Annotated in this window: 14 protein-coding genes; 6 read left to right on the top strand and 8 right to left on the bottom strand. The window is 57.8% G+C overall.

What is annotated here, in order from left to right; all coding sequences use genetic code 11:
• Nucleotides 1–434: recombinase family protein (locus tag A9Q02_RS03960; protein WP_141508689.1), on the top strand; the 434-nt coding region annotated here is incomplete at its 5' end.
• 233 nt (nt 435–667) lie between these two features.
• A complete protein-coding gene (locus A9Q02_RS03955) occupies nt 668–1,213 on the top strand; it encodes a hypothetical protein (protein WP_097651064.1) in 546 nt (181 codons plus the stop codon).
• Here A9Q02_RS03955 and A9Q02_RS03950 read toward each other — a convergent pair.
• The 3 genes from A9Q02_RS03950 to A9Q02_RS03940 form a co-directional block, all read right to left on the bottom strand.
• Nucleotides 1,156–1,569 (bottom strand): nitroreductase family deazaflavin-dependent oxidoreductase, encoded by a 414-nt coding sequence (locus A9Q02_RS03950; RefSeq protein ID WP_097651063.1) that lies wholly within the window; start codon nt 1,567–1,569, stop codon nt 1,156–1,158. The two genes, A9Q02_RS03955 and A9Q02_RS03950, sit on opposite strands and share 58 nt — an antisense overlap.
• A gap of 8 nt (nt 1,570–1,577) precedes the next feature.
• Nucleotides 1,578–1,811, bottom strand: coding sequence for a CDGSH iron-sulfur domain-containing protein (locus A9Q02_RS25305; RefSeq protein ID WP_097651062.1), 234 nt, complete (start codon nt 1,809–1,811; stop codon nt 1,578–1,580).
• Between the two features lie 69 nt (nt 1,812–1,880).
• Entirely contained in the window at nt 1,881–2,321 is a 441-nt protein-coding gene (locus A9Q02_RS03940; protein ID WP_172450604.1) for a MarR family winged helix-turn-helix transcriptional regulator, read from the bottom strand.
• Nucleotides 2,322–3,225: 904 nt separating this feature from the next.
• On the opposite strand from A9Q02_RS03940, the gene A9Q02_RS03935 reads away from it, so the two are divergent.
• Nucleotides 3,226–3,510 carry a hypothetical protein gene (locus A9Q02_RS03935; RefSeq protein ID WP_097651060.1) on the top strand — a complete coding sequence of 95 codons (285 nt, stop codon included), beginning with the start codon at nt 3,226–3,228 and terminating at the stop codon, nt 3,508–3,510.
• On the opposite strand, the gene A9Q02_RS25385 is transcribed toward A9Q02_RS03935, so the two are convergent.
• Complete coding sequence (locus tag A9Q02_RS25385; RefSeq protein ID WP_483862424.1) at nt 3,491–5,479, bottom strand: hypothetical protein; 1,989 nt, start codon at nt 5,477–5,479, stop codon at nt 3,491–3,493. The genes A9Q02_RS03935 and A9Q02_RS25385 overlap by 20 nt on opposite strands.
• 188 nt (nt 5,480–5,667) lie before the next feature.
• Between A9Q02_RS25385 and A9Q02_RS03910 the strand changes: the two genes are divergently transcribed.
• Both A9Q02_RS03910 and A9Q02_RS03905 read left to right on the top strand, forming a co-directional pair.
• Nucleotides 5,668–5,943: a hypothetical protein gene (locus tag A9Q02_RS03910; RefSeq protein WP_097651055.1), complete on the top strand. Its 276-nt coding sequence runs from the start codon at nt 5,668–5,670 to the stop codon at nt 5,941–5,943.
• Nucleotides 5,944–5,973: 30 nt separating this feature from the next.
• Nucleotides 5,974–6,189, top strand: coding sequence for a hypothetical protein (locus A9Q02_RS03905; RefSeq protein ID WP_097651054.1), 216 nt, complete (start codon nt 5,974–5,976; stop codon nt 6,187–6,189).
• A gap of 93 nt (nt 6,190–6,282) precedes the next feature.
• Here the strand turns inward: A9Q02_RS03905 and A9Q02_RS24565 are convergent, their stop codons facing one another.
• The 4 genes from A9Q02_RS24565 to A9Q02_RS03885 form a co-directional block, all read right to left on the bottom strand.
• Nucleotides 6,283–7,416, bottom strand: a complete 1,134-nt coding sequence (locus A9Q02_RS24565) for a transposase (protein ID WP_216361436.1) — start codon at nt 7,414–7,416, stop codon at nt 6,283–6,285.
• A 293-nt stretch (nt 7,417–7,709) separates the two neighbouring features.
• Nucleotides 7,710–9,074 carry a GIY-YIG nuclease family protein gene (locus tag A9Q02_RS03895; protein ID WP_097651052.1) on the bottom strand — a complete coding sequence of 455 codons (1,365 nt, stop codon included), beginning with the start codon at nt 9,072–9,074 and terminating at the stop codon, nt 7,710–7,712.
• Nucleotides 9,075–9,366: 292 nt separating this feature from the next.
• The gene (locus A9Q02_RS03890; protein WP_097651051.1) at nt 9,367–9,786 is read right to left on the bottom strand and encodes a type II toxin-antitoxin system VapC family toxin; all 420 of its coding nucleotides are present in this window, start codon (nt 9,784–9,786) and stop codon (nt 9,367–9,369) included.
• Nucleotides 9,777–10,043: a hypothetical protein gene (locus tag A9Q02_RS03885; RefSeq protein ID WP_097651050.1), complete on the bottom strand. Its 267-nt coding sequence runs from the start codon at nt 10,041–10,043 to the stop codon at nt 9,777–9,779. The genes A9Q02_RS03890 and A9Q02_RS03885 overlap by 10 nt, the downstream gene beginning before the upstream one ends.
• Nucleotides 10,044–10,176: 133 nt before the next feature.
• On the opposite strand from A9Q02_RS03885, the gene A9Q02_RS03880 reads away from it, so the two are divergent.
• A partial coding sequence (locus A9Q02_RS03880; protein WP_216361435.1) for a hypothetical protein occupies nt 10,177–10,469 on the top strand: 293 nt, incomplete at its 3' end.

The raw sequence follows: 10,469 nt of genomic DNA, 5'->3' as shown, positions 1-10,469 counted from the left end.
GCGCGGCCCGCCGCGAGGAGTTCCAGAAGTTGCTCACGGCGGCCCGCCGCCGTGAGTTTGACCGGGTACGGGTCGAGCGTGTTGACCGCGGTCACCGCAATGATATGGAGCGCCGCCAGTTCGAGGCGGACATGACCATCCTTGAGATCGAGGTCGTCTACAGCGGTGAGCCAGAGAAGCAGGCCCCGCAGTACCGCAAGCTCCAGCGCGGTATCAAGGGCGTGCTCGCCGAATGGGAGAGCGACGAGACCAGCCAACGCACCTACAAGCGCCATCGCTTTCGTGCCCAGCAAGGCAAGTGGCGCGGTGGAAACATTCCGTATGGGGTTCTTCCTGACGGCCAGGGCTGGTTCATGCCTGATCCCGAGACGGGCGAGGTCATCCATTTTAATGGAGAATCTTTCAGAGGTAGCATTTCAGTACCCAATAGTTGACTGTTAAAGAAGCTTAATTTCACAGTGTTTGGTATATCCATCATGAGGTTGAAATTTTCTAGGATTGGAGGCCCTCCAAGCAATCCAACAACCACTATTTCCCCCCAAGGTTTTATACATTTTGCAGTGTCCAATAGTGTTGCTACACCAACAATCTCAATTGCCTTGATGTATTCCGCATAGCCACCATGAGCGACACGCATCGTCGGTATCGTGCCATAAAACAGGCCATCATGCAATTCTATGCTCTGCGTCCAACCGGGCATCGTGAAAAACATCTGAGGACGTTGGTCGCGTTGATCTGCGGGTTGACGGGTGGCAAACACGCGCATCTGCCCACGATCGCCGATCATGCCCCAAGCAACGGCGCAACGCAGCAGAGCCTGATCAAGCGCTTTCAGCGCTGGCTTAAGGGTGATGCGCACACGCTGGACGGTTGGTTTTTGCCCGTTGCGCGCGAATTGCTCAGGACCTTGGCCAGCCAGCCGATCCACGTAGTCATGGATGGAAGCACCGTCGGACGTGGCTGCCTGGCCTTGGTGGTGAGTGTCCTCTATCAGGGCCGCGCCTTGCCCCTCTGTTGGTTGGTTGTGTCCGCACCGAAGGGGCATTTCCCCCAGGAAACGCATCGGAAGCTGCTTGTGCAGGTGCAGCAGATCATGCCAGTCGGTGTACGGGTGATCTTCTTAGGGGATGGCAAATTTGATGGAACCCATCTGCTTTACTTTTCCTTTTGTTTCAAAATGGTGATTACCGGAATAACGCGCGATGTCTTTTGACGGTATTCCTCAAAACCTGGGTATTGGCCAGCCATTTGGTCATAAAGACGGGTGCGTTCTGGTTCTTCGGTAACGATTGCGATTGCATCGAACTTTTCTGTACCCACTTCAACGGTCACATGCGGATTGGCAACGACATTGTAATACCAATCCGGATCCGTATCTGCACCTCCTTTCGACGCAATGATTACCAGGCGGTCCCCATCCTCTGCATATGCGACCGGGTTCAACCGGGGAAGCCCACTTTTTGCACCAGTTGTGTGCAGTAAGAGCAGCGTCATATTCTCAAAATACCCGCCAACTTTGCCTTCATTGGCCCGAAATTCTTCGATGATTTTTCTATTCCAGTCACTCATTGCTTCTCCTATTCTTGAATGCTCATGGCGCGGTGTGTTCCGTCACAAAATGGTTTGTTTTTCGATTGACCACATCGGCAAAGTGTCATGCGGTTTCTTATTTCCACCGCTTGGCCATCTGACCGTTCAACTAGGATGTTGCCCGTCACCCTTCTTGTGCGTGTCGTCGCAGAACGGCTTGTTTGAAGAACCGCATACGGGCCATTTGGGGTGACAATAATTTTGGGGTTTTGTTCACTCATTGCTTTTCTCCTAATATAGATATTTCGATCATATTGTAAGACGGCTGAGTAATATGCAAAAAATATTTGTCAATTCTCCGTAAGATTCTCTTCTAGCTTATGCAACAAGCGTCTGAGTATATATTGCTCTTCTACTGTGAAATCGGCAAGCGTCTCCTGTTCAAGTTGTTCCCACACAGCTTCCGTCACAGTTTGCATTTCACGGCCTTTAGATGTGAGATGAATTCGAGACATTCTGAGATCCGATTCATCTTCCTGTTTGGTCACCAACCCCGCTCTTTCCATGCGCCCAACCATTTTATGAATGGTTTGGAGTTGTACGCCATGTTTTTGGGCTAACTGCGATTGCGTTAACTTGTCTTCTTGCCATAAATACTGCAATACCAATTCTTGACTAGGATACAACCCAATTTTCGACAACAACTTATTCGCATGATAATGATGTGCGATACAAACACGTGCAAGTATAAAGCTAATGCTCTTAGATATTGGTTTAGGATCGTTATTCATATTCAACTGGCTCATCTGTAGCTAGTGTGCAAGGTTTTGAAAACAGCCGCCAAAAGCCCTCCACGATCGTCTTGTTCCTGCGCGGCGTGGCCCAAGGCGAAACCACCACCCGCTTATCCCGTGAATTGTCCCTCTCCTAATAAGCAAGCATTGACCTTGCGCCATCGTGTGCAGAACAATGCGAACGAAACGGCCCCGCTCGACCGCATGGGTGGCCAGCCTTTTGAGGCAGATAAAGTCTGCCGGAATGCGGGGGAAAACGTGACTGGCACTCCTGCCCCGGTGATCCACCACGACGAAGGGCCAACAAGCAACGGGGACATGGCACCTTCGCCGATGAGCCATTCAACTCAATTTACTCAGACGTCTGAGTAAATATACCCTGCGATTTATCTTCTGTCAAGTATCCTCTCCATAATCGATAGGGCAATCGCATCACACGAAACCGGATACAACGGGGCACCCGCAAGGGGTGCCCCTACAGGGCCGGGGGGCGGGCCCGGTGTAGGGGCACCCCTTGCGGGTGCCCTTGCGGGTGCCCTGGCGGGCACCCCTTGCGGGTGCGCTGGCGGGTGCGCCAGGGGTGCCCTGGCGGGCACCCCTTGCGGGTGCCCTTGCGGGTGCCCTGGCGGGCACCCGCAAGGGGTGCCCTTGCGGGTGCCCTTGCGGGTGCCCTGGCGGGCACCCCTTGCGGGTGCCCTGGCGGGCACCCCTTGCGGGTGCGCTGGCGGGTGCGCTGGCGGGTGCGCTGGCGGGTGCGCTGGCGGGTGCGCTGGCGGGTGCCCTTGCGGGGTGCATACACAGAAGATGCAATCGCCCTAGATGCGACGGTTAGGCAGAGAGCAACACGTCTGTTCGTGTGCTACAATAATCCCAAATAGCGCATGCTGGGAGGGTAACGACGATGACGACCTTTGATCAGGTGCTTCGATTGGCCCGAGAGCTCCCGCCACCCGATCAGGCGCGCCTGCGTGCGGCGCTGGTGGAAGCCGAAGAAGCGGCCCGCGCCGAACAGATTGCTCGCAATCAGGCGGCGATCGCAATGCTTGATGCTTGGTCTGAAGCGGTCGAAGAAGACGACGGCAGTGAGTCGTGGGAAGCAATGCTGCAGAAACTTGATCAGGATCGCGAGTCGCCACGCAAGCTCTATCCAAACCTGCACACTGATGTCACGGAGCGCATGTTGTGACCAGAATGATTGTGTTGGACACCGGGCCACTGGGCATCATCACCAACCCGCGCCAGACGCCTGACGTGGTGGCTTGCACCGCGGGCAACATGCGCTCATCCGGCACTAGATAGCGAAACGGCAGTCCTTTGAGCAGACTGATTTCGCTCAGCCACGTTTCTACATGATCCGGCAGGACGATCTTCTCTGAGGCATTGGCCTGAAAGGGCAGATGCGGATGGAGGTATTGCTGTTCCATTGCCTTGAGTGAACGGATGTGCGTGCGTTTCCAGCGATAGAGGCTCACAGATATACGTGTGTTTTGCAGACAGAGCAGGCGGCCTAACTCCCAGGCCCCAGCGTAAGATGTATCAAACATACCGTAGGTGGAGTCGTAGCGCAGAAGTTCATCGGCGGTGTGTACGGGGAACTGCTCGTCCGGGATTTGTTTGCCGGGCTTGCCCGCCAATAACGGGCTGCGATACCAGGATACACCAAATAGATCGGCGCGGTAGCCCCCGCTTTCAAGCGTGGGGCGGAGCGCCGTAAGCGCAGCTTGCGTGCTTGAGCTACGCAGTTGACCGTAAATAGCTCTGCGTGGTATACTGTTCATATGGAACAAAAGTTTCATTCTAATCACAACATCGTCTCTGCCTGCACCTCCCATGTCGTCTGGTGTCCCACGTATCGTCGTACGGTGCTTCAGGGCGGCATTGATGATCGTCTGAAAGCTATTCTTCGTGAGGTTGCCACCGAGCGTCAGGCTGAGGTGATTGAATGGGAAGTCATGCCCGATCATGTGCATGTGCTGGTGGGGTGTGACCCTCAATGCGGCATCCACCGGCTCATGCGGTTGATGAAAGGCCGCGCGTCGCGCTTGTTGCGCCGTATCGACCATCTGCGCCTGGGCGCTGAATCGTACGCCCTCTTTGGGTAGCCGATTGGCTACGACAATCGCGGTTTCGCCCCCGATCTGGTCGCTGGGCTTGATCTGGAACGGTTGACTGGCGACGCCGTCAACCTCGATCGTGTAGCTTCCTGCCGCCAATGCACCGCAGTCGAGCCTGCAATTGTCGGCCGATGCTATTTCCTGGTGAATGAGTACAGCCTGTTCGTTGTATACTTCGATGCTTTGCCCCTTTGTGACCCCTTTCAGGCCTATCCGGCTCCTGCGGGCATGCGCCAGCCAGGTAAGCGCCTTAGCATTGGGCAACAGCTTTTGCAGAACATCTTTCCGCACATAGATCACCTTGAAGCGTTCACCTGCATCCTCATCCTGGTGCAGGGTAGGCGGCCAGTATGCTCCTTTGGCAGTTTCTTGAACCAGGTCATTCGTTGTTTTTACATAGCCACCTTCAGCCTCCTGGCTCGTCTTCACCGAATCGGGCGGTGTTCCGGCATCGGTCAGGAATTCATCTTCATTCAACACCAACAACGCCAACCAGGGTATCTTCTTTAGCTGTTTCTCCAGGCTGACATCTGCACCCATCACAATCCCCCGTTCCCACGGCAGGGTGTCGCGCTTGAAGGCAATGTGCGGCAGCACGGTGGTGTAGTGGCCCAGGCTGTTGTCGGGTGGAAAAACGCTGACGATCTCAGCCGGGTTGATGGCGAGGCGTTCGCCTGCCACCTTGACCTGAAGCGGCGGCGATGTAAGCGGGACAATGTATCTGCCCATTTGCTTAAGCCACTGATTGATTTCCTCCTTCAACTTCCGAATGCGGCCAGTTTGCACGACGCCAAGAAAGTCGCTTCTTAGGCCAGCATCCAACGCCTGAGTATACCAGCCAGGGCTGGCATCAAGCGCGTACAGTCTGTCGTATCGGTAGCTTGCCCTACCAATCGCTCCAACGCTCAGGGCCAGGGGCAGTTCAGAGGCAACGATCGCCTGCTGAACTGCCGAGTCTTCGGGTATAGGTGGCTCTTGGGCGAAGTATAGGCTCCCCTCCACGCCGACGGCCACTTCCAATGATTTCCCAAACATTGACATAAAGCAGATCGGTGTGCTGCTAGACCATATGCTGCAAGGGGCTCCAGTAGCAGATACAGGGAGCGGACGACTCGACGCTTGTTGTGGAAGCGCAGCCGCTTGCAGAAGCTGACGGGGCATGGAATGATGAACAATCAGCACAGCGGTACCTGTCGAGCTGACCTCAGCCGTGCCTTGCAGACCGACCAATGAGCGAGGCCGAGTTCGACGCCATGATCGAGGGGCATCTTGAGCGGATGGCGCGTGGCGATCGTGAGCGTGAGGCCGATGTCTTTGTCGACCTGCTCCTCGAACGCATCGCGGCCAAGGCTGAGACCCCGGTTACGTTGGTGATCGACGTCCATGGCGATCAACTCGTGATCACGCCTGACAGCCCAGGAACCGACATTGTGGTGCAGGGCAACGAAATCCTGATCGGTGGGCGGCGGCTAGTCTTGCGACTGGTGCATCAGCCGACGTCGTGATCTCGTGCCATGCTCTGAGGAGGCATGACGATGCAACCATCATTCCTTGACGCGCTCGGGCTCTTCCAATGGCTCGGCTTTGCGGTGCTCGTCGCCGCCTGGCCGGTCTACGAGTTGCTCACGCCGCGCCGACGCGCCCGGCAGGCGGAGGAGCGGGCCGCCCAGCCCCTATGTGCTAGACTACCTTTGGACACCATGCTCCCAAAAACCCGTTGCATGCAGGGCGGTACGAGAGGATCGTTGTGATGACGGCCCACCGCCCTGAACCGTCAGTTCCCGCCGCCGAAACGCTTGACACGGAAACCCCGGTACGGCCTCCTTTCACGTATAGAGTTTTTGCTACGCCGCTTTCTGATACGGGAGAGGAGCGTCAGCATGCGCGTTCGGTGTGTCAAGACTTTCTGGCCAGGGTTCGGGGATGAGCGGCATCGGCGGCAGGGAACGACCTTGGGCAAAGGCCGCAATCACCAGCAAGCGCCCACGCTGGAAACAACTGATCTGGCGGCGCGGAGGTTCGGTGCCTTTGCGTCGGCGCGCGATATGGGTGGGCGGCAGGTTGTCCAGCGCCGGATGCGGGGTCATCGCTTCGTCGTGCACCCCGACACTGACCACCAGCGTGGCCATGGCCATGGCCAACCAGAGCCGTTCGGCCCGCGCCGGGTCGGTCATCTTGGTCTGCTCCCAGTGCCAGCCGCCGCGCCTCATGTCTTTGTAGCTGCACTCGATCCAGGCCCGCAAGCCGTACCAAGCCACGTCGGCCTCCTCGGGCGCAAGGTCGGTCAGCACCAACCACGGGTCGGTATAGCCCGGTTCCCAGCGCGCCAGCAAGGTGCACGTCACCTGGAGTTGGGGCGTCGCAAAGCAGACGACGCGGCCCTTCCAGCCGGAACCGCCCTTGACCACCACCGTGCTCAGCCCCTGGAACGCGGTCGCGCCGACCGGGCGGTACTTGCCCTGACGGTTGATGCGCAGATACGGGTGCCAGCCCATCCCGACGATGATGGTGTAGAGCCATGTGGCGTACAAGCCCCGGTCGGCCAGCACGATCACCTTCCACCCATCCGGCGTGCTGCCCGTGAGATCCGTGAAGAGCTCGTCCCAATGCGGACGCCAGACCCCTTTGGCCGTGGCGCGCACGATCTTCCATGCAATCGGAATGGCGCAGCCGCGGATGACGACGTGGATGGACAAGACGGTGAAGCGCTGGCCCAGGGTCGAGGCGTCCATGGCCAGGGCAAGCTGGTGGGAACCGGCAGGATAGAGGCGGATGACCCAGCGCAGCAGCGGCGCAAAACAGCTGCGTACCTCGAGCGTGCGCCGTTTGCTGCTGTGTTTGGCCCCCTGCTTGTCCTGCCCATCGAGGTGCCAATCGCGCAAGCGTGCCCGCGTGGCCGTGACGCTGCGGTCGAGCAGCGCGGCCAACACCGTCGCCACCAGCAGCAAGCCCACGCGCTGCGCCAGGACAATGCCCATACTCCAGAGCGCCAGCCCCCACGCCTGCGGGCGGCTCAGGTGGGGCAGATGAGTTGACACCAGATCGTAGCATTGCGATCATCCTGGTAGGCGGGTCATGCGTGCCTCATGTCCTACGAGTGAGGTTGTGTACCCGTATCGTATCAGAAGGTCGGTCCGCCTTCAAAACGCTTGACACTCGGCCCGAAACGCCCCAAAAACTCTATACCTGAAAGCACCTCACCCCCGGCCCTGACGCCAAATTCGGGATGCTGAACATGAGGACTCCGAAGCGGTACGCTTCACTCCTGGCCTTACGCATCAGCAAGCAGCAGATCGGCTAAGTCGTAACAATGGTAGCGTGCGTACAGGTTGGTGCGTTTGCGCATCAGGTGTAGGTTGAGCAGCCGCGCCGCATACTGGACACCAGGATCGGCGATGAGCCGCTCAAGCTGATCGAGGCCATCAACCCTCAACCGCAGTTGATCGTGGCCTGCTGCCTCATAGTTCGACGGCTCAAAACTCGCCTCGGGATGGGCCGCCTCGAATTGCTCAGGCTGGGCGTACATCTCGACAAACCCCTCCATTGAGACGTTCAGAAATGCCCAGAGCAGTCCCGGATCTTCCTTGAAATACCCCACGACAAACATCTCCATCACATTGATGTTGAAGCAAGCCAAGCGCGGCCAGGTGCTGATGTTCGTCGAAGGCAGACAACTGATGCTCCAGTAGGCGGGTTCGGTCGCGGCAGGACGGGGAATACAGTGCGTAAGGTACGTGCGCCAACAGGCGATCAGACGGTCGACGTCGGGGCGTTGCTGCAGCCGCTTGAGTTTGCTCGCCTGTTTCAGGCGCTGTTCAGGACTCACCGGCGGACGCACGCCGTGATCGAGATCAAGCGGGCTGGCAAGCCACCGTTGCTGCGCATCGGGGGTGATCAGGTCGTCAAACGGCGAGGATTGGTGCGTAATGCTGGCATGCACGATATTGAGCAACGGAAAGCCTTGGAGTTCGAGAATCTGGATTGTCTCTTGTTCGCGGAGATCAAGCTCGGCTTGGTTGGCACGCAACTTGAGCAGGCTCACAGCATGGAGATCGGGATAGATCCGGCGGTGCGCAGCGAGGCGTGCAGGCAAATTGACCGATTGACCGACATAGTAGCGGTCGTTAGCCAAATGCAAGACATATATGCCACTCTTCCAAGCTGGAACAACGGCGGTCATTGGTGGGTGGAAGCCCAAGGCGGCGAGGATTTCATCAAGGCCCTGGACTGCGAAGGCCGCAGTGCAGCGCCGGATCGCAGCCGCCCATTCGGGCCAGTGCGTATCGGCATCAATGATGCCGAGCTCACCGAGCAAGACTGGCTCATCAGGGAGGCACAACTCCCACAGATTATCCTCAGTGATCGGCCCCTCGACCAGCAGGGTAACGTCGTCCTGATCCACCGGATCAGTCCAGACCGCGACCGCCCAGGGGTAATTGTCGAGCGTCGGTAACGGAATGCTCAGGTTGCCATGCTCATCAACATCAATCGCCACCGGCGCGGCAACGCGATACACACCTTGATTAAGCGGATCATAGATCAGGCCAGCAAACGTCCAGTAACCCTCACCGGATTCATCGGCCTCCAGTAACGCATAAGCTTCACTCGGATCCAAATTGCGATAGATGTGTGTCATGCAGTTTGCTCGTTAGGTGAGGTTTCAGGGGTCACGGGTCAGGGGTCAGCCCGGGCGTATCAGAACACGGTGTTCATCGTCAAACTGTAACGTTGCCTTGAAACCCGCCTTCCAGCACACAGGATTCAGGACTCAGAACCGGGCAGGGCAGCATAACTGGCGATCCGCAACCCCACACTGACGCCGCGGACGCGCGGGAACCCGTCGTCGTTCCGCTCGACACCGAGCAGGCGGCGATCACGCGCTCGCTGGCTGGTCTACCAAAGCCGTATGATGGAGCAGGGGTGATATGTTACGCCAGCAGGAGATCGATGGTACTTGTTCCCAAGACAAGACCGTCAATATGCTGAAAATGCCCGTCAAAGCTGAAGAGCGCACAGCCAGTTTGCAACGCTGACGCAGCAATCCACATGTCGTTGGTCGGGATGGGCTTGCCTTTCTGCTTCAGAATGCGGTAGATACGAGCATAGTACTGGGCCGTGCGATCATCAATCGGACGGATACTGACGCGTGGCGAGGCGAGGAACTGCTGCAACTCAGCACGATTTTGCGCCTCGCGAGAACCTATCGCAAACCCAGCCAGTAATTCTCCAATGACGATGCTACTCAGCGTGAGGACTGGCGCACGCTGGATGATCTCCAATGCCTCGGCCTGTCCAAGCTTGAATGCCGTGTAGGCATTCGTATCCAACATGACGGTGATCACTGCCATAGAGTCGGATCCAGTTGATTCATGTCGTCAAGCGCCTGCTGAAACACCACAGCATCAGCAGCACTCCACGTTCCAGCCAGGTCATCAAGGTCGTGGTAGCGTTGGGCGGTACCTTGGTGCCGTGCTACTTCCATCCCTTGCACCAAAAGCCACCGCACAATGGCTTCGACTGATTGTCCAGTGCGTTGTGCCTCACCTTCGATCCATTCCGTCACCGCCTGGTCGAGGTGGGTAATGGTTACTGATTGATCGATCATCTGGCTCCTCACATGCGTTAGCCGAAAAACCGTTCGCCAAAAGGTAATCAGGTTCCCTTCATTCTAGCATACCGCCTGGCAGGTTCGCAGACGACGCGGAGTGCCTTGATGGCGGGCCGGGTTTTACCAGCGAATGCTCGAAGAAGAACGCCGCGAGTGGGACGCGCTCAAGCAGCGCGAGCAAGCGCGCAAGAAGCAGGCACGCCAGGCCCAGCGCGTCGCGGCGGCCAACGGCGACGCGAGTACGACCCAGACCTTCGGGCCGGGCGTGAGCGCGCGCACCATCCGCCGTGATCAGCTGTTCCGCTGTGGAACGGCCCATCGTGAAGCGCTCAATGGCGGTGAGTACACCCCGCTCTGGCATTTCGACGGCGTCTTCTGCCCCGATTGTGGGCGGCGGGCGCGCACCCGGGATGGCATGCCCCA

Source organism: Candidatus Chloroploca asiatica, from assembly GCF_002532075.1.
GTDB lineage: Bacteria > Chloroflexota > Chloroflexia > Chloroflexales > Chloroflexaceae > Chloroploca > Chloroploca asiatica.
Note: the sequence above shows the minus strand (reverse complement) of the source record. Positions and strands in the feature narration are given on the sequence as shown.

Coding starts and splice junctions, on each gene's coding strand:
- A9Q02_RS25385 (WP_483862424.1), bottom strand. CDS start 5,479: ATGTCAATGTTTGGGAAATCATTGGAAGTGGCCGTCGGCGTGGAGGGG.
- A9Q02_RS03885 (WP_097651050.1), bottom strand. CDS start 10,043: ATGATCGATCAATCAGTAACCATTACCCACCTCGACCAGGCGGTGACG.
- A9Q02_RS25305 (WP_097651062.1), bottom strand. CDS start 1,811: ATGAGTGAACAAAACCCCAAAATTATTGTCACCCCAAATGGCCCGTAT.
- A9Q02_RS03940 (WP_172450604.1), bottom strand. CDS start 2,321: ATGAATAACGATCCTAAACCAATATCTAAGAGCATTAGCTTTATACTT.
- A9Q02_RS03910 (WP_097651055.1), top strand. CDS start 5,668: ATGAGCGAGGCCGAGTTCGACGCCATGATCGAGGGGCATCTTGAGCGG.
- A9Q02_RS03955 (WP_097651064.1), top strand. CDS start 668: ATGCAATTCTATGCTCTGCGTCCAACCGGGCATCGTGAAAAACATCTG.
- A9Q02_RS03890 (WP_097651051.1), bottom strand. CDS start 9,786: ATGGCAGTGATCACCGTCATGTTGGATACGAATGCCTACACGGCATTC.
- A9Q02_RS24565 (WP_216361436.1), bottom strand. CDS start 7,416: ATGGGCATTGTCCTGGCGCAGCGCGTGGGCTTGCTGCTGGTGGCGACG.
- A9Q02_RS03950 (WP_097651063.1), bottom strand. CDS start 1,569: ATGAGTGACTGGAATAGAAAAATCATCGAAGAATTTCGGGCCAATGAA.
- A9Q02_RS03935 (WP_097651060.1), top strand. CDS start 3,226: ATGACGACCTTTGATCAGGTGCTTCGATTGGCCCGAGAGCTCCCGCCA.
- A9Q02_RS03895 (WP_097651052.1), bottom strand. CDS start 9,074: ATGACACACATCTATCGCAATTTGGATCCGAGTGAAGCTTATGCGTTA.
- A9Q02_RS03905 (WP_097651054.1), top strand. CDS start 5,974: ATGCAACCATCATTCCTTGACGCGCTCGGGCTCTTCCAATGGCTCGGC.